This window comes from Novosphingobium sp. ZN18A2, from assembly GCF_036784765.1.
In the GTDB taxonomy this organism is placed as follows: domain Bacteria; phylum Pseudomonadota; class Alphaproteobacteria; order Sphingomonadales; family Sphingomonadaceae; genus Novosphingobium.
The window spans coordinates 1,090,384-1,108,559 of record NZ_CP136651.1 but is presented as its reverse complement, the minus strand read 5'-3'; the positions used below and the strand labels follow the sequence as shown (position 1 = coordinate 1,108,559).

Genomic DNA, 18,176 nt, shown 5'->3' with positions numbered 1-18,176 from the left:
CTCCATTCGTAAGTCGCCGCCGCGCAAGCCTTGCCGGCGCTGCGTGGCGGTGGACCCATCAAATGGTTGGAACGGCGATCTGGTTTCCTGAATATAATACAACAAAACCAATGTGTTATTAAGGCAACACTGGCACGGCAAGACGCATTCCGGGTGCGACGAACGGCCGGAACGAAGACCGGCCGGCCGGTGTTTCGCGGGCCCGCGGCACGCACGCGGGCGCGTTCTTCTTTCATTGGGCCGCACCGGTGACTATATGCGCGCCCATGCAGATCCCCGGCCATATCGATCCCGTCGCCGTTCCGCGCCCCGGACTTGTCGACGGCGTCACCCCGCGCGACGACGGACGCGTGGACCTTCTCGGCCTGCCGAAGAAGGCCATCGCCGCGCTGTTCGAGGATGCCGGGCTGGACGCGAAACAGGCGAAATTGCGCGCCAAGCAGGTGTTTCACTGGCTCTATCATCGCGGCGTGACCGAATTCGGCGCGATGACCGATATCGCCAAGACGATGCGCCCGTGGCTGGCCGAACGCTTCGTGGTCGGTCGCCCCGAAGTGGTCGAAGCGCAGGTTTCTTCGGACGGAACGCGCAAGTGGCTGCTGCGCACGGCCGACGGGCAAGACTTCGAGATGGTGTTCATCCCCGATGCGGACCGGGGCACGCTGTGCGTTTCCAGCCAGGTCGGGTGCACGCTGAATTGCCGCTTCTGCCACACCGGGACGATGCGACTGGTGCGCAACCTGACGCCGGGCGAGATCGTGGGCCAGGTCATGCTGGCGCGTGACGCGCTGGGCGAATGGCCCAAGGGCCGGATGGACATGCCCGACGACGAGACTGCGGCCGAATATACCGCGGACGGGCGCCTGCTGACCAACATCGTGATGATGGGCATGGGTGAGCCGCTCTATAACTTCGACAACGTGCGCGACGCGCTGAAGCTGGTAATGGATGGCGAAGGTCTTGCCCTGTCAAAGCGTCGCATCACGCTTTCTACCAGCGGCGTCGTGCCGATGATGGAACGCTGCGGCGAGGAGATCGGCGTGAACCTCGCCGTCTCGCTCCACGCGGTTACCAAGGAAATCCGCGACGAAATCGTTCCGCTCAACCGCAAATACGGCCTGGAAGAGCTGCTGGCCGCCTGTGCCGCCTATCCCGGCGCTTCGAACGCGCGGCGCATCACCTTCGAATACGTGATGCTGAAGGACAAGAACGACAGCGACGATCACGCGCGCGAACTTGTGCGCCTGATCCGCAAGTACAACCTTCCCGCCAAGGTCAACCTGATCCCGTTCAACCCCTGGCCCGGCGCGCCATACGAATGTTCCACGCCAGAGCGGGTACGCCGCTTTTCGGAAATCGTGTTCGAATCGGGCATCAGCGCGCCGGTGCGCACCCCGCGCGGGCGCGACATCGATGCCGCCTGCGGCCAGTTGAAGACCGCCGCCGAAAAGAAGAGCCGCGCCGAGCTTGACCGGCTGGCCGCCGAAAAGCAGGCCGCGCTGGAAGCCTGAGGCATTATTGCCTGCACAACGGGTCCGAACGGTCCGTCGCTACCATCCAACGGCCTATCGTTGAAACGCCGTTAATCTCGCGCGTTCATCGGGCGTTGTGGATCGCAGGCGATCATGGGGCGTTGCTTGATGGTCCTATCCCATCGGGGAAAGCCGGAGATTGAATATGAAGAAGCCCATCCTCGCGGTCACGATGGCCGCTTTCGCCCTTCCCATGGCCACGCCGGCGCTGGCCGATCCGCCGCCCTGGGCACCCGCCCACGGGCATCGCGAGCACGAGGCGGAGCGCCACTATTACCGCACGGACAACGGCATCCGTTACTGGCGCGACGATCGCGGCCGCTATCGCTGCCGCCGCTCAGACGGGACGGTCGGCACGCTGGTTGGCGGCGTTGCCGGCGCGCTGGTCGGCCGGTCGATCGACACACATGGCGATCGCACCACTGGAACCGTGCTGGGGGCCGCTGCCGGCGCCCTGATCGGACACGAAATCGCCAAGGGCCCCGCTCACTGCCGTTGATTGCAGTGCAAAAGGCTGACATCACTGGCCGGCGTCGGGGGAACCCGGCGCCGGTTTTGCTATTTGTATCAGCAAGGCCGGTTCAACCGGCCGGTTGAACGAACAAGCAGGAGTGGTCGCCCAAAAATGTCGATGATGTTGTTGGACCGCGCGCTGAAGCGCCTGGTGACGCATGGAACGCTGACTGTCCGCCAGCCGGACGGGAAGGCAAAGCGATACGGTACGCCCGAAGCGGGGTGGCCCGACCTCGAGCTTACCCTGAAGGACCGCAAGGTTGCCTCGTACATCGCGCGCCACCCCCAGCTTGGGCTGGCAGAGGCGTTCATGGACGACCGCATCGACATCGGCGGCGGCGACATTCTGGACTTCATCTCTTTCATGCGCCGGAACAACCCGTGGGAAAAGGAAGGCCTGTTCGAACCGCCGGGCCTGATCTCCCGCACGGTCGATACGCTGTCCAGCAAGTTCGACCAGGTCAACCAGCGCAACGCTTCGCGCAAGCACGTGGCGCACCACTATGACCTGGGCGACCAGCTTTACGAGCTGTTCCTTGACGAAAACCGGCAGTATTCCTGCGCTTATTGGGACGAAGGCGTCGAAACGCTGGAGCAGGCGCAGATCGCCAAGATGAACCACATCGCGGCCAAGCTGGACCTTCGGCCCGGCATGCGCGTTCTGGATATCGGCTGCGGCTGGGGCGGCATGGCGATGCACCTCAACCGGGTGGCGGGCGTGAAGGTCCACGGCGTAACGCTGTCACGCGAACAGATCGCCTATGCCAAGCAGTGGGCCGAACGCGAAGGCGTGGCGGGTGACGTGACGTTCGGCTTTACCGACTATCGCGACGTGACCGGCCCGTATGACCGCATCGTTTCAGTCGGCATGTTCGAGCATGTCGGCGCGCCGAATTTCGATACGTTCTTCCAGACCTGTCACGATCTTCTGGCCGATGACGGCGCCATGCTGATCCACACCATCGGGCGCGTCGGCCCTCCCGGCGTTACCGATGCCTTCACGCGCAAGTATATCTTCCCCGGCGGCTATATCCCCGCCCTTTCGGAAACGGTCGCCGCCAGCGAACGGGCACACCTTCTGGCCACCGATATCGAGATATTGCGCGTCCACTACGGCAAGACGATCCGCGAATGGTACAAGCGCTGCGAAGCGAACCACGACCTGATCGTCGAGCGGTACGACGAACGCTTTTATCGCATGTGGATGTTCTATCTGGCAGGCGCGGCGACGGTGTTCGAAGACGGCAACATGGTCAACTTCCAGATCCAGTACGCCCGCCGCCGCGACGTGCTGCCGTTGACGCGCAACTATATTCACGACGCGGAAAAAGCCTTTGCCGCCGTGGGATCAAGCGATGCCAAGGTGGTCCCGATCGGACAGGGACGCTAGCCGCGGGCGGCGCGAACGGAATACCGCGCGCCGCCCGCCCGGGGTCTGTCAGTCGCGCTTGCCCAGCACTTGCGCCACTTCGCTGCGCCACGCATCGCTTTGCACCGCATGGAGCAGCGAAACGTCAATCGATTCGCGCAAGGGACTGTTCTGCCGCAAGGCAAAGCCATAGTCCTGCCGGCCGAAACTGCCCGGCAACACGCGCAGGCCGTCCATGTTTTTCCCGCTCTTCACCTCGTACCGCAGGATCGGCGCATCATAGACGAAGGCGTCGATTTTCTTGTCTCGCAGCGCGGCGAGGCCATCCTGCACGGTGGCATATCCGGTGAATGGAATACGGTCGCTTGCCAGCCAGCCCTGGCTGGCCGAATCCGGCACCGATCCAACCTTCACCGACGGAAGATCGTCCGGCCCCGTTACCGCACCCTGCAAGTGGCCTGCCGTCAGCGAAGACGCGATCATGCCTGTGAAAGTGGAAATAACGATGATCGCGGCAAACATCCATACGATGGCAATGGCCTTGCCGGCGGACGTTTGCGGAGACTTGTCGCCATAGCCGACCGTGGTCATCGTGACGGCGGAGAAATAGAGGCCCGAACCGATGCCGCCCCAGCCTTCCCCGAACTGTTCGGGATTGTGCCGCCGCTCCACCAGCCAGAACAGGAAGCCCACAAACGCCAGCAGGGTCAACAAGGCCAGCACGGCTTTCAGAAAGCTCCAGGTGAAGAACGCGCTCACCATCGAGAGGAATCCGGGTGATTCGTTCCGCACGGCGATACCGAAGCCGGTGGTATAGAACGGCTGCGTGAAATCGACTTTCTTCTCTCGCGCGGCGGTGATCGTCAAAGCGCCGACGCTGGCGCCATATCGACCGTCGGCCACGCCATCGACCATGTCCGCAAGGTCCGCTTCCTCGAAATGGAAGCCCAACTTGTGCTCGGCCGCGATCTTGCGCCACAGGTCGATAGCCAGCCCGTGCCACTTGCCCTTGTCGTCCTTCATCGCGAACGGCGGCGCCTCGTGCGTGGCAACCGCCATGTCCGCGCCGGACGTGTGTGCCGCATCCTGCGCCATCGCGGATGGGGCAGCAATGAAGGCTGCAAGCAGGGCAAGCAGGCAATAGAGAATTCCGGACGATACTTTCCTGCAACCGAACATCCGTTCTCCTCGCCTGACCCCGTGCGCAAACATGATCGCAGCGCCCTAGCACGGTTTGTGGCGATGCTGCACCTGCCACCGCCGAACCGGTGCATCTTGTCGCCCGGGCGCCCGCATGCCACCACCCGGGCGTGTCCGGTCTCCCTTCCGCGCTGACCCGCCGCGCCATCCTTGCGCAGGCATGGCCGATCATCCTCGGCCAGACGACGGTGCCGCTTGTCGGCCTTGTCGATACCGCCGTTATTGGTCGCACCGGCGATGCCGCCGCACTGGCCGGCGTGGCGCTGGGCAGCACGATCATCAACTTCGTCTTCTGGACCTTCGGCTTCCTGCGCATGGGGATGACGAGCATGACCGCGCAGGCCCACGGCAGCCGGGACGATGCCGAAGTAGAGGCCATGCTGCTGCGCGGACTTGCGCTTGGCTTTGCGCTGGGCCTGCTTCTTCTGGCCGCGCAAGTCGTGCTGGTGCCGCTTGCCTTTGCCCTTCTGGCCGGCGGGGAAAAGCTGGACGCGGCCGCGCACGGCTATGTTACCGCGCGCTTCCTGGGCGCACCGGCGGCGCTTGCCGTCTATGCGATAAACGGCTGGCTGCTGGGGCTGGGACGCACGCGGGCCGCGCTCGCGCTTCAGATCGTGATGAACCTGGTCAACGCCGCGCTCGACATCGCTTTCGTCTGGCATTTCGGATTCGGCGCGCGGGGCGTGGGACTGGGCACCGCCTGCGCCGAATGGACCGCGCTGGCAGCGGGCCTTTTCATCGCCACACGCGAGACCGGCGGCCTTTTGGTGCTGCGCGGCCTTCGATCCCGCGCGCTTTTCGCCGGTCAGGCACTGAAGCGCCTGTTCGCGGTGAACGCGGACATCATGGTGCGCACTGTCGCGCTGTTGCTGCTTTTCGCGTGGTTCACCAATGCCGGCGCCCGGCTTGGCGCCACCGCGCTGGCCGCCAACCAGGTGCTGATGCAGTTCGTATCCGTATCCGCCTTCGTGCTCGACGGGTTCGCGTTTACCGCCGAGGCGCGGATCGGTTCGGCCATCGGCGCCGGGTCGGCAGAGGCAATGCGCCGCGCGATGCGCCTTGCAGCGGAGTTCTGCGTTGCTTCCGGAATCGCCTTTGCCGCGCTGTTCATGCTGGCGGGCGAACCGCTTGTCGGCCTGCTCACCACAAACGCGGATGTGCGGACGGTTGCCGGTTCGATGCTGCCATTCGCCGCGATCATTCCCGCCATCGGCGCGCCCGCGTGGCTGCTGGACGGCGTGTTCATCGGCGTGACGCGAACCCGCGCCCTTCGCAACGCGGCGATTGCCGCGACCGCGCTTTACATCGCGACCGACCTGGCGCTGCGCGGGCAAGGCGAAACCGGCGTGTGGATCGCGCTGTGCCTGGCCTATATCTATCGCGCGCTGGCGCTGGGGATGCACCTGCCCGCGCTTCTGCGCACGGTTGAATCGCGGCAATAACTTGCGATGTAGCGAAAGCGGGCCTAGGCGCACGGGCCATGAGCAAGGGCAACGAATCCATCAAGCGCGTCGTGCTGGCCTATTCGGGCGGGCTCGACACTTCCGTCATCCTCAAGTGGCTGCAAGTCACCTACAATTGCGAAGTGGTGACCTTCACCGCCGACCTCGGCCAGGGCGAGGAGCTTGAGCCGGCGCGCAAGAAGGCCGAGCTGATGGGCATCCCCGACAAGCACATCTATATCGACGATCTGCGCGAGGAATTCGTGCGCGACTTCGTGTTCCCGATGATGCGCGCCAACGCCCGTTATGAAGGCGATTACCTGCTGGGCACCTCGATCGCGCGCCCGCTGATTTCCAAGCGCCTGATCGAAATCGCGTGCGAAACCGGGGCAGACGCCATCGCCCACGGTGCGACCGGCAAGGGCAACGACCAGGTGCGCTTCGAACTGTGCGCCTATGCACTCGATCCCAACATCAAGGTCATCGCGCCGTGGCGTGAGTGGGATCTCACCAGCAGAACCGCGCTGATCGCCTGGGCCGAAGCGCACCAGATCCCGGTGCCGAAGGACAAGCGCGGCGAAAGCCCGTTCTCTACCGACGCGAACCTTCTGCACACCTCATCCGAAGGCAAGGTGCTGGAAGATCCGTGGGAAGAGACGCCCGACTATGTCTATTCGCGCACGGCCAATCCCGAAGACGCGCCGGATGCGCCCGAATACATCACCATCGACTTCGCAAAGGGCGATGGCGTCGCGCTGAACGGCAAGGCTATGTCGCCCGCCACGCTGCTGACCGAGCTGAACGAGCTTGGCCGAAAGCACGGTATCGGTCGGCTCGACCTCGTCGAAAACCGCTTCGTCGGTATGAAGAGCCGCGGCATGTATGAAACCCCGGGCGGCACGATCTATGCGATCGCGCATCGCGGCATGGAAAGCATTACGCTTGATCGCGGCGCGGCGCACCTCAAGGACGAGCTGATGCCCAAATATGCCGAACTGGTCTACAACGGCTTCTGGTTCGCACCGGAACGCGAGATGCTGCAGGCGGCGATCGACCATTCGCAGGAACGCGTGAACGGCACCGTGCGCCTGAAGCTCTACAAGGGGCTGGCACAGGTTGTTGGCCGCAAGTCGCCCGACTCGCTCTATTCCGAACGGCATGTGACGTTCGAAGACGATGCCGGTGCATACGATCAGAAGGACGCTGCGGGCTTCATCAAGCTCAACGCCCTGCGCCTGCGCCTTCTGGCGCAGCGGGATCGCGGCTGATCGTTCGCTGATCGAAGAATTGGCGCTGATGAAAGAATCGGTGCTGCTGCGGCAGCGCCGAATCTGACCCTTTGACGGGGTTATCCAGTGTTGTCCACACGGAATTTGCGTTTCTGTGGATAACTTTGGCGATTCCGCCTTGCGCGACTCACCAAGCGGGCGCAGCATTCAGGTGTCGAAAGGGAAAACAGTCTAATTGAAGGCGGCGCAAGCCACTGGAAACAAGGTGTTTTCACAGAGACCCGAACCTTGAAAGCCGGCAAATCGATGCCGTTCGGAAGAGTGCCTCGCCGCACGATTTCGACTGCAGAGAAGTGTTGTCCGAACAGGATCGGAAAGCCGGAAGGCCGGTGATCGGGCCGGCGTCGGAACGGATGGAAGGCTTCGGCCGGAAACCGCGATGACGCAAGGCGGAACACATGGCCCAGGGCAGGTCCTTCCCACGCGGAGGTCCGTCCGGAGCAGCGAGGCGCATTCGTGCGCTGCCGTTTCGGGAGCGGTGCCCACAACGGGAAAGACCAGCGCCCGCCCCAGGCCTTCGGGCCGGCGGACGGACAGGTACCCGGTCGCGCTTCCTCGCCTTGGCGAAGAGGCAGAGCAAAGGGATGGCTGCGGATAGCTGGCGGCACGCTCGCGCAAGCGAGACCCGGCAGCAGCCAAGGGGCTTCGGTCCCCGAAGGCAGTCCGAGACGGCGCCCGGCGGGAATGGCAAGGGACCACACCGTAAGCCAGCGGTGGACGAGAGTGGGGGCCGGGAGCGATCCCGGCCCTCATTTGCATTCCGGCCCATTGCATCCAGCAGATTGCATCTGGCTTCGCTTCATGCAGCCCTGAATGCGCGGTCGGCCAAAGTCGTCAAGCTGGTCCGGATTGCGAACCATTCCGCTCCGCGTGGCTCCATCATGCCTCGCCCGTTCGCGAAAGCGCGAAGCGCCGGGCGGACGAGTTCCCGCCCGCTGCGCGATTTACGGCATAAGCTGGCCGCGCACCGCGCCCTTCGGATATTCGGCATTGTGCACGTTGATGTAATAGCCTGCCGGATTGGTGGCGAGATCGGCGGCAAGCGCCTTGTCCACCTTCTTGCATCCCTGGCTCATCCCGCCTTCCGGCGTTTCCAGCGGCACGACAACGCCGCCTTCGCGTCCGGCCGTGGCCTTGTGAATGTGCGCGCCGTTGGGCGTTCCGGCATTCTGCACGTCAAGCGACCAGCAGACATAGCCCCGGTCGGGATAGACCATGACGGAGGCCTGGCCCGTCGCGCCGGTCATGCCTGGGCCGGGCACTTCGTTCGCGCCCTGCAACTGGGTGGAAAGCATCGTGCCGGATTCGGCGGTCGCGGGCGTCGCGGAAAGGCCCGCGGCGGAAAGTGCGGCGGCGGCGATCAGGATCGGGCGGTTCATGGGGTTCTCCTCCTAAACTGGGGCGCATCGTCCCCCCTCTACCGCCCCCCACATGGCCCCTGTGGCGCGCCGTGACAACCGCCCGCGCGATTGCACAGCCGGGCCGGACGTGGCTGACAGCCGTTGGACAGGGCGCGAAACCGGCGGCACCGACGGCCGCACGATCGGGGCCGCCCGCCGCCGCAATCATAGGACGACGGCCAGGTTCCACAGCACCGCGCCGCCCGCGATGCCCACGCTGACGTACTGGAACACGTTGGCGGCGCCGGGATCTTTCCGGTCAACCAGCCGATAGATCACGTGATGGAGCACGCTGGTTGCGGCCTTTACCACGATGACCCTGCCCACATCGGGATTGCTGCCATAGACCGGGTTCATCTCCCGGCAGTTGCTCCGCGTTACGCAACCGATCGTCATTGCGGCGTCGAGCGCGTTGATCGCCTGGAAAGCAAACTCCAGCCGGCGGTTGGTTCGCCGCAGCCGATCGTCCCGCGATTGCGCGGTATAGGTGATGTGCAGGGTGTTGGCGTCCGCCTTGTTCGCCGCCGGTCGAGCAGCAGCGGGGTCTTTCACGGTCGGCGTCGGCACGTGCCGGCCTTCCTCTCTTTCGCCCTGCCCGCTTTCGCCTGATACCGGCGGCCGTTCGATTTCCACCCGGTGGGTCAGCAATCCCGCGTTCAACGCGGCCGCCGGGATCGCGGCACGAGGCGCAAGGCCAAAGCGCGGCCCGGGCAGGCTCGATACGGACGGACCGGCACTCCGGACTCGTGCATCCGCACCGGGCACCGCCACCCGCGATCCGGGCAGCGAGGAAAGATCGAACCCCGGCGTTTCGGCCCGCGCGCCTTGCGGCCCCGCAAAGGCCAGCCCCGCCACGCAGAAGCCCAGCGCCCGGCCCCATCCGGCTGATCGATTTTCCACGACATTTCCCCTTTTCCCGACCGGCCGGGCAATCCGGCGCGGGCCGTTCTGCCGGTGTAGGGGGAAAGCCCTGCAAGGCTTCGAACGCGGGGATAGGGCCTGCTACGTATGGCGGGGGCGCTGCGTCGGCGACCGAGCGCGCGACCGGATCGGGAGCGTGGCCGACCGCGCGAAGTTGACGGTGTTGACGGGGGCGTGGCGGCGGTGCGTCCGGCGCTTTTTCGCGCGGTGCCGGTCGCACGGCGTCGAGCGACTTGTATTCGACCGGCGCGCAGCCCCCGGCCCTGCTTTTGCCGTGCGCTTCGCAGGCGGCATCGACCGCGGCGATGGCTTCCGCGCGGGCGCGGTCCCATTGTTCGGCGGCGCGGGCGCGGCGGCGCGCGGTTTGCAAGAGCCACGCGTCCTCATCATCCCCGTCCGCGTCCCTGTCCCCATCCGAATCCCCCTGCCCGTCCGCCGGCGCGTCTTCCGGCGCGCCTTCGCCGGCGTCCTCTTCCGGCCATGCGGAACAGGCACCCGCGTCGCTCTGCCCTATCCATTCCGCGCGTTCGGGCGGCGCCTGCCACGCCTCGTCCGGCGCGGGCGGCTCTTCCCCGTCGCCAATGTCGGCGAGCAGCGCGTCGAAGTGGCGGGCGGAGGCCTGCGCATGGGGATCGGCGGCCCGCGCATCGAGCCGGGCGAGCAGCGCCAGCAGCAGGCGGCTGTCAAACCGCGTGCGGCTGCCCACCGCCTCTCCCCGGTAATAGACGGTTTCGGTAACGCCGTTCAGCGCGCGGCTGGCCAGCTCGCTTTCCGCGACGGCGCGCGCCAGCACCAGCGCCGCGTCCCACCCTTGCGCGAAAAGCGCATCGCGCCGCCGCAGCAGGTAGGCCGACTGGAACGAAAGCCCCACCCGCGCCGCGGCCGAGCGGACGCAGCCGCACGAGGCCAGCGCATCAAGAAACCGCACGCGCCGCGCGCGCGTCCAGCCATCGTGGCGGTATTGCGGAGCGGTGGCCTGGGCGGTCCCTGTTCCCCCCTCCCGCTTGCGGGAGGGGCTAGGGGTGGGCAAATCCGAGATCAGATCAGGCACACCGCCCGAGGAACCGTCGCAGGCCCACCCCCCTACCCCTCCCGCAAGCGGGAGGGGGGAATCATCCCCCGGCAACCCGATATCCCGCGAGGCCGGAATCCACCCCCGCCCGAACCCCGCCCCCGAGTCTTCGCCGGGATCGCCCGCGCGCCCGTCACCGCAAGCGCCGAGCGCGCCCTCGCCCGAAGGCCGGTGCGGCCGGTTGTCGAATTGGGGGTCCCCGGAATGCCGATCCATCGCTGCGCCTCATGCGGAACAAAACAGGATCGGAGGGGATAGGGGATGCGGGGGTGTGTAGGAAAGTGAAGCCCATTGTCATATCGCAGCTCAGCCCTGTGGAAATTCCCTCAACTTTGGACGTTAGGATTGGCCCTAGCATTGCCATGCTTCCTGCGCTTGTTAAGATCATAACAGGAACGAAGAGGTCTTGATGAGCACCAAGTTCACTTTCGCGTCGCTTTTCTCAGGCGCAATGGGTCTGGATCTGGGATTGGAAGAGGCAGGCGGCGCATGCGTGTTTGCGAACGAGATCGATAAGGGTGCGATCGCCACGATGCGGTTGAACCGGCCCGAAATGCCGATCTTCGACGATTCCATTGAAAATCTGACCCAGCGTAAATTCACGGAAATGTCGGGCATCGCTGCAGGCGAACTTGATCTTCTTGCTGGCGGTCCGCCGTGCCAGTCATTTTCGGTTTACGGCAATCGTGAAGGGACACTGGATCCGCGTGGGCAAATGGTCTTCGAGTATCTGCGAATGGTGCGAGAACTGAAGCCCAAAACCTTCTTGATGGAAAATGTTCGCGGCCTTCATTCAATGCCGCTTGTTCCCAAAAAGAGAACGAACGACGTAAATGATTTCGAGATATGGATGTCGGAAAAGGGGAGCTTGCTTCAAGAACTACTGAAGGGTTTCACCCAAGCCGGCTATCAGGCCCAGGCCTTTTTGGTGAATTCGGCAAACTACGGCGCACCGCAAATTCGGGAGCGTTTGATGATCCTTGGCAATCGTCTGGGAGGGCAGGCTTCGATGCCCAAGCCGACACATAGCAATCGTCCGGAAGATCGATTGCCGCCATTCACGAGTTTACGTGACGTAATCGGAAAAGATTTCTGCGACCCTTGCCCTGAACTGATGAATTTCAGCGCAAGGAAACTGCGATACCTGTCGATGGTGCCTCCTGGCGGCAATTGGCGCAGCCTTCCCGTGGACATCCAAAAGGAATCCATGGGCAAAAGTTGGTATTTGAAAGGTGGTCGAAGTGCGACCTGGCGACGGCTGAGCTGGGATTTTCCAAGCCCCACCGTCGTGACAATGCCAAATCACGCATCAACAAGTATGTGCCATCCTGATGATCTACGCGCCCTGACCGTAGGCGAATGTGCAGCAATTCAAGAATTTCCGTCCGATTGGAAATTCGCGGGCACGACGGCGGAAAAATACCGACAGATAGGCAATGCCGTGCCGGTGAGGCTGGGAAAAGTCGCCGGAGACGCGATTGCAAAGCTCTTGTGCGATACAGAAGCGCAAGCGCCTACAGACTTTGGTATTCCATCTGAAGCGCACAACGCTCCAGATGTCATTCACATTCGCCCTCATATCAGGACAAAGCGGTATTGGCACAAAGGAGAGGCGCTGGCTGGAAATCACAGCTATTACGATGACGATTTACGACTATTCGCTTAGCGATTGACCATATTAATGAATTTAATCCAATCATCTTCGTCATTTATATCCCCGATATTGGATAACATTCCAGTCATTTCACCATCGGCTTCATTAGTTGCTTTCTCGGCCCGCCCTTCATCGGATGCAGCTTCACGGATCGCGCGGAATATGCCCTTTACAACCCACTCCTGCGCTTTGGCATCTCCGGCCAGCCATGCCCAGAAAGACCGTCCTGACAAAACTTCCACATGTTCAGAAATATCAACCACGTCATGAGCAGCCCCGGTCGTAACGCCTCTCAATATACGATATTTATCAGTTAAATCGTCTCCGTGTCCGTAAAAAACGCCAACAATGATCTTCTGGAAATCAATCTCACCACGATCTCTCATGTTCAGAAGCGATTTGAACGAACGGTTCAAACCCATCGCCTGCCCGAGTTGAATCGTCCACTTGCTCGCTTTTTGAGAAAGTAAATAAATTCCTTCGGGTTTTCTTACGATATGATCGATATCGTCGAAGGCAGGATCTGTAAGATCGTTGCGAAGACGGAACGCCTTGTCCAATTTTTCTGTTCCAAAGGCACGCGGCAGTATCTTCTCATCGATAAGTTTGCCAAAGCCCGTGCCATGCCCGATATAAAAATGGCCCGCAGTTACAAAGTTGGCCAACTCTCGGGCATCGTCCAGCCCATGTAAGGCGCAAATTAACGGAGCAAGAAATGGGTTCACCTCCATTGAACCGTGCTCAATTTGCTCTATTTTTGCAGTGCGCTGTGAAATCCACCACGCGGTAAGTTCGGCGACCTTTGATACGACTGATTCTTCGTCCATGGACGTTCCTTAGAAAATGGATCGCACCGCTTCAATCGCCCCTGCGGACACCTAAAAGAGGCTTGAGGTATTGCCCCGTAAAACTCCGCGCATCCTTCGCCACATCCTCCGGCGTCCCGACCGCCCCCCGCTTTCGCGGGGGCAGGCATCATTGCCGCACGTCGAGCAATGGCTTGAGGTATGCCCCGGTAAACGACCGTTCCTCCGTGGCGATCTGTTCGGGAGTTCCGGCGGCAACAATCTCCCCCCCACGCACACCGCCCTCAGGCCCAAGATCAACAATCCAGTCCGCCGTCTTGATCACATCCAGGTTGTGCTCGATCACTACCACGCTGTTGCCCTGGTCGACCAGCCGGTGCAGCACCTCCAGCAGCTTCCTCACATCCTCGAAGTGGAGGCCGGTGGTCGGCTCGTCGAGGATATAGAGCGTCTGCCCGGTGGAGCGGCGGCTGAGTTCCTTGGCGAGTTTCACCCGCTGTGCCTCGCCGCCCGATAGCGTGGTCGCCTGCTGGCCCACCTTCACATAGCCCAGCCCCACCTCGTTCAGCATGTGCATCTTGTCGCGGATGGGCGGCACGGCCTTGAAGAACTCCTCCGCGTCCTCGATCGTCATGTCCAGCACGTCGGCGATGGAGTGGCCCTTGAACTTCACCTCCAGCGTTTCGCGGTTATAGCGTTTGCCGCCACATTCCTCGCACGTGACGTAAACGTCGGGCAGGAAGTGCATTTCGATCTTGATGAGGCCGTCGCCCTGGCACGCCTCGCACCGCCCGCCCTTCACGTTGAAGCTGAAGCGCCCCGGCTTGTACCCGCGCGCCTGCGCTTCGGGCAGGCCGGCGAACCAGTCGCGGATCTGGGTGAAGGCGCCGGTATAGGTGGCCGGGTTGCTGCGCGGGGTGCGGCCGATGGGCGACTGGTCGATCTCTATCACCTTGTCGCACATTTCCAGCCCGCGGATCGCGTCGTGCGCGCCCGCGATCACCCGCGCGCCGTTGAGCATGCGGCTGGCGCCCGCCTGCAGCGTGTCGATGGTGAGCGAGGACTTGCCGCTGCCCGATACGCCGGTGACGCAGCAGAAGGTGCCCAATGGGAACTCGGCCGTCACGCCCTTGAGGTTGTTGGCGCTGGCGTTTTCGACGCGCACCGTGTGGCCGTTGCCCTTGCGGCGGGTTTTCGGCACTTCGATGCTGCGCTTGCCCGAAAGATACTGGCCGGTGAGGCTGTGCTTCGCCTTCAGGATGTCTTTCAGCGCGCCCTGCGCCACGATCTCTCCGCCGTGGACGCCCGCGCCGGGGCCAAGATCGACGATATGGTCGGCATGGCGGATCGCGTCTTCATCGTGCTCCACCACGATCACGGTGTTCCCCAGATCGCGCAGGCGCTTGAGCGTTTCCAGCAGCCGGTCGTTATCGCGCTGGTGCAGGCCGATGGAAGGCTCGTCCAGCACATAGAGCACGCCCGAAAGCCCGCTGCCGATCTGGCTGGCAAGGCGGATGCGCTGGCTCTCCCCGCCCGAAAGCGTGCCGCTGGTGCGGTCGAGGTTGAGGTAATCGAGGCCCACGTTGTTGAGGAAGCCCAGCCGCTCGTCGATTTCCTTCAGGATGGCCTTCGCGATCTGGTTCTGCTGGTCGGTCAGCCTGGCGGGCAGATCCTTGAACCAGCCCACCGCGTCGCCCACGCTGAAGCGGGTGACGGTGGAAATGTCCTCTCCCGCCACCTTCACCGCCAGCGCCTCGGGCTTCAGCCGCTTGCCGCCGCAGGCCTCGCACGGGTGGGCGGCCTGGAACCTGCTCAGCTCCTCGCGCATCCAGGCGCTTTCGGTCTGCAGCATCCGGCGGTTGAGATTGCCGATCACGCCTTCGAACGCCTTGTTGACGGTGTATTCCTTGCGCCCGTCCTTGAAGGTGAGCGGCACCGGCATCCCGCCCGTGCCGTGCAGGATGATCATCCGCTGGTCGGGCTCCAGATCGTTCCACGGCGTATCGAGGTCAAACTCATAGGCTTTCGCCAGGCTGGCCAGCACCTGCATGTAATAGGGCGACGGCGGGTTGGACTTCGCCCACGGCACGATCGCGCCCTTCTTCAGCGAAAGCGTTTCGTTGGGCACCACGAGCTGCGGATCGAACAGCAGCTTTTCGCCCAGCCCGTCGCACGCGGGGCACGCGCCCATCGGCGCGTTGAAGCTGAACAGGCGCGGCTCCAGGCTCTCGATGGTGAAGCCGCTGACCGGGCAGGCGAACTTTTCGCTGAACACGATGCGGTTGGGCGGCAGGCCCGCGCCCTTGAGCTTCTGTTCCTGGGCGCCCCCGGTGTCCTCCTCCTCGCGCCCCGGCACGTTGCCGTCGGCCAGGTCCACATAGGCCAGCCCTTCGGCCAGCTTCAGCGCGGTTTCGAAGCTGTCGGCCAGCCGCGTCTCGATCCCTTCGCGCACGGCCAGGCGATCGACCACCACTTCGATGTCGTGCTTGTATTTCTTGTCGAGCGCGGGGGCATCCTCGATCGCATACATCTCCCCGTCGATGCGCACGCGGGTAAAGCCCGATTTCTGCCATTCGGCCAGTTCCTTGCGGTATTCCCCCTTGCGGCCGCGCACCACCGGGGCCAGCAAGTAAAGCCGCGTGCCATCGGGCAGCGCCATGACCCGGTCCACCATGTTGGACACCGTCTGCGCTTCGATCGGCAGGCCCGTGGCGGGCGAATAGGGCACGCCCGTGCGCGCCCACAAAAGGCGCATGTAATCGTAGATCTCCGTAACCGTCGCCACGGTGGAGCGCGGGTTGCGGCTGGTCGTCTTCTGCTCGATGCTGATCGCGGGGGAAAGCCCGTCGATATGTTCGACATCGGGCTTCTGCATCATCTCGAGGAACTGGCGCGCATAGGCCGAAAGGCTCTCGACATAGCGGCGCTGCCCTTCGGCATAGATCGTATCGAAGGCAAGGCTGGACTTGCCCGATCCCGAAAGACCGGTGATCACGATCAGCCTGTCGCGCGGCAGCACGACATCGAAACCCTTCAGGTTATGCTCGCGCGCGCCGCGTATCGTAATTTCGGATAGACTCATGGGGACGGTATGTTCCAGATTTGTTCGCGCCGGGCAAGCGCCGCCGAACCGGGCCGGGCCGGACAGGCGGGCGATGTGGGGACAATGGAGGGAATTGCAATTGCCTTCGCGCCCGGCGTGGTGGAGGAAGGGCGGCGATGGGAAACGCCATGCGCCTGAATTGGCGGGAAATCCGCAGCCGCGCGGCAGGTCCGGCGCCCGTTCGCGCGCGGCGCGCGCCTGTACCCGCCCTGGCACCCGCCCTGGCACCCGCCATTGCCGCCCTCACCCTTTCCGCTTGCGCCTCCCACCCGGCCTATCGCCCGGTTTCGGACGTGCCGGTGCGCATCGGGCCGGCTTATACCGTGCGCGGCACGACCTATCGGCCCGCCGCGCAACCGGATTACGACATGCTGGGCTATGCCACGTGGTACGGCAACGAAAGCGGCACGCAGACCGCCAGCGGAGAGCGGTTCCGCCCCGCCTGGATCACCGCCGCGCACAAGACCCTGCCGCTGCCCAGCTATGTGGAAGTCACCGCGCTGGGCACCGGACGGCGGATCATCGTGCGGATCAACGATCGCGGTCCGTTCGGAGATCCCGCGCGGATTATCGACCTGTCAAAGGGCGCCGCGGAAGAACTGGGCATTCGCGCACAGGGCAAGGCGGCGGTGCGGGTGCGCGTGATCGCCCCGCCCGAAAAGGACCGCAAGCGATTGCGCGAAGGCAAGGCGGCCGAAGCCCTGCCCCCGGTGCGCGGCCGCGTGCTGGAATCGCTGCGCGAACAGTTCGAGCGCGGGGTGGGTCCGCTGTAGGGGCCGGGCCGCGTGGACAAATTCCGGCGCGAACGACCGACAGATTTCGGAGAGCAAGCGACGCGGCGTTGAATGGCGGGATTGGGGGGAGGCTGCCCTCGCATATTTGCCCACCCCGCTGCGACTAGCACCGCCTGCGGCGGCGCAAGTCTCGCTCCCCCTCCCGCTTGCGGGAGGGGTTGGGGGTGGGCCAGCACAACTTCTGAATTGTCGTCGCATCCGCAACGGCCGCTTTCCCGCCAAGCTCAGCATATAGCGGACACCGAACCGAACGATCCAGGTTGTCCACACGGTCCGGAAACGGCGCCCGATGCGCGCTTGCCTGCGCGCGCGGAGCAACTTTTCCGTCCCGCTGTCGCACCGATACAATCAATCTGGTGGTAACCATGCCATATGCTTGTGCGAGAGGCATATTCCACTGATCGACGCGAACATGATGATCGACCCCGAAACCCACCGCCACGCCCCGGCCGAAACGCTGTTCTGCCGCGCGGCCGGTGAATGCGGCCATTCCGGACCGGCGATCCCGCTGGCGGAACGGATGAGCTTCATGGAACACTTCGTCGTCACTTTCGCAGCGGCGATGACCGAAAGCATGGCGCACGGTCCGCACCGCGACGAAGCGCGCAACACCAGCCCGAACGAGAAGGACGATGGACCGGCCGGCAATTCCTGATCGCGGGCCGATTTCCCGCAACTGTGCGGCACGCCACAGCGGCCCGGCGCGAATCGGGATAGAGGGTTGTCCATGATGTTCTGGAAACCCCGCCATCCCCGCCCCGCCGCCTCTCCCGGCACCCAGGCTGTCCGGGCCAGCGACCCCCGCCGCATCTGGATTGAGGAAGTGATGGGCACCGCCCTCCCCGCGCGTGGCCCCCGGCGCGAAGCGGCCATCGCCGCGCTGCTGGCCGACGGCGGGCGCGCGACGTGGAACGCCCTGCGCACCACACACTGACCGCGCCATACCGGGGCCGGACTCGGCCTGAATCGCCCATACTCGCATCATCCAGATCGCGGAAACCTGACGGTTTCCTGACGGATTTGCGCCGGAACGGATGAAATCCGCCGCCTTGCCCAACCCCCTATCGACGAACGACATACT

At 63.8% G+C, this 18,176-nt stretch carries 14 protein-coding genes; 9 read left to right on the top strand and 5 right to left on the bottom strand.

Going from position 1 to position 18,176, the window contains the following annotated elements; all coding sequences use genetic code 11:
* The first annotated feature begins 266 nt into the window (after positions 1 to 266).
* The 3 genes from rlmN to RXV95_RS05475 all read left to right on the top strand — a co-directional run bounded on the left by rlmN (position 267) and on the right by RXV95_RS05475 (position 3,435).
* Positions 267 to 1,511, top strand: coding sequence for a 23S rRNA (adenine(2503)-C(2))-methyltransferase RlmN (gene rlmN, locus RXV95_RS05485; RefSeq protein WP_338468008.1), 1,245 nt, complete (start codon positions 267 to 269; stop codon positions 1,509 to 1,511).
* A 166-nt stretch (positions 1,512 to 1,677) separates the two neighbouring features.
* The gene (locus RXV95_RS05480) at positions 1,678 to 2,031 is read left to right on the top strand and encodes a glycine zipper 2TM domain-containing protein (RefSeq protein ID WP_338468007.1); all 354 of its coding nucleotides are present in this window, start codon (positions 1,678 to 1,680) and stop codon (positions 2,029 to 2,031) included.
* A gap of 132 nt (positions 2,032 to 2,163) precedes the next feature.
* Positions 2,164 to 3,435 (top strand): cyclopropane-fatty-acyl-phospholipid synthase family protein, encoded by a 1,272-nt coding sequence (locus RXV95_RS05475; RefSeq protein WP_338468507.1) that lies wholly within the window; start codon positions 2,164 to 2,166, stop codon positions 3,433 to 3,435.
* Between the two features lie 48 nt (positions 3,436 to 3,483).
* Here the strand turns inward: RXV95_RS05475 and RXV95_RS05470 are convergent, their stop codons facing one another.
* A complete protein-coding gene (locus RXV95_RS05470; protein ID WP_338468006.1) occupies positions 3,484 to 4,593 on the bottom strand; it encodes a transporter substrate-binding domain-containing protein in 1,110 nt (369 codons plus the stop codon).
* 131 nt (positions 4,594 to 4,724) lie between these two features.
* Here RXV95_RS05470 and RXV95_RS05465 point away from each other — a divergent pair, with 131 nt between their 5' ends.
* On the top strand, positions 4,725 to 6,056 hold the full coding sequence (locus RXV95_RS05465; RefSeq protein WP_338468005.1) for an MATE family efflux transporter: 1,332 nt from the start codon (positions 4,725 to 4,727) through the stop codon (positions 6,054 to 6,056).
* Between the two features lie 38 nt (positions 6,057 to 6,094).
* On the top strand, positions 6,095 to 7,324 hold the full coding sequence (locus RXV95_RS05460; protein WP_338468004.1) for an argininosuccinate synthase: 1,230 nt from the start codon (positions 6,095 to 6,097) through the stop codon (positions 7,322 to 7,324).
* A 965-nt stretch (positions 7,325 to 8,289) separates the two neighbouring features.
* On the opposite strand, the gene RXV95_RS05455 is transcribed toward RXV95_RS05460, so the two are convergent.
* Positions 8,290 to 8,724, bottom strand: a complete 435-nt coding sequence (locus RXV95_RS05455) for a CHRD domain-containing protein (RefSeq protein ID WP_338468003.1) — start codon at positions 8,722 to 8,724, stop codon at positions 8,290 to 8,292.
* Positions 8,725 to 8,910: 186 nt separating this feature from the next.
* A complete protein-coding gene (locus tag RXV95_RS05450) occupies positions 8,911 to 9,645 on the bottom strand; it encodes a hypothetical protein (RefSeq protein ID WP_338468002.1) in 735 nt (244 codons plus the stop codon).
* Positions 9,646 to 11,147: 1,502 nt separating this feature from the next.
* Between RXV95_RS05450 and RXV95_RS05445 the strand changes: the two genes are divergently transcribed.
* Positions 11,148 to 12,404, top strand: coding sequence for a DNA cytosine methyltransferase (locus tag RXV95_RS05445; protein WP_338468001.1), 1,257 nt, complete (start codon positions 11,148 to 11,150; stop codon positions 12,402 to 12,404).
* Here the strand turns inward: RXV95_RS05445 and RXV95_RS05440 are convergent.
* Together RXV95_RS05440 and uvrA are read right to left on the bottom strand one after the other, a co-directional pair.
* Complete coding sequence (locus RXV95_RS05440; RefSeq protein ID WP_338468000.1) at positions 12,401 to 13,219, bottom strand: hypothetical protein; 819 nt, start codon at positions 13,217 to 13,219, stop codon at positions 12,401 to 12,403. The genes RXV95_RS05445 and RXV95_RS05440 overlap by 4 nt on opposite strands.
* A gap of 148 nt (positions 13,220 to 13,367) precedes the next feature.
* Positions 13,368 to 16,280 (bottom strand): excinuclease ABC subunit UvrA, encoded by a 2,913-nt coding sequence (gene uvrA, locus RXV95_RS05435; protein WP_338467999.1) that lies wholly within the window; start codon positions 16,278 to 16,280, stop codon positions 13,368 to 13,370.
* Between the two features lie 149 nt (positions 16,281 to 16,429).
* Between uvrA and RXV95_RS05430 the strand changes: the two genes are divergently transcribed.
* The 3 genes from RXV95_RS05430 (at position 16,430) to RXV95_RS05420 (ending at position 18,029) form a co-directional block, all read left to right on the top strand.
* Entirely contained in the window at positions 16,430 to 17,074 is a 645-nt protein-coding gene (locus RXV95_RS05430; protein WP_338467998.1) for a septal ring lytic transglycosylase RlpA family protein, read from the top strand.
* A 433-nt stretch (positions 17,075 to 17,507) separates the two neighbouring features.
* Entirely contained in the window at positions 17,508 to 17,750 is a 243-nt protein-coding gene (locus RXV95_RS05425; RefSeq protein ID WP_338467997.1) for a hypothetical protein, read from the top strand.
* Between the two features lie 72 nt (positions 17,751 to 17,822).
* A complete protein-coding gene (locus RXV95_RS05420; protein WP_338467996.1) occupies positions 17,823 to 18,029 on the top strand; it encodes a hypothetical protein in 207 nt (68 codons plus the stop codon).
* The last annotated feature ends 147 nt before the right edge of the window (positions 18,030 to 18,176 follow it).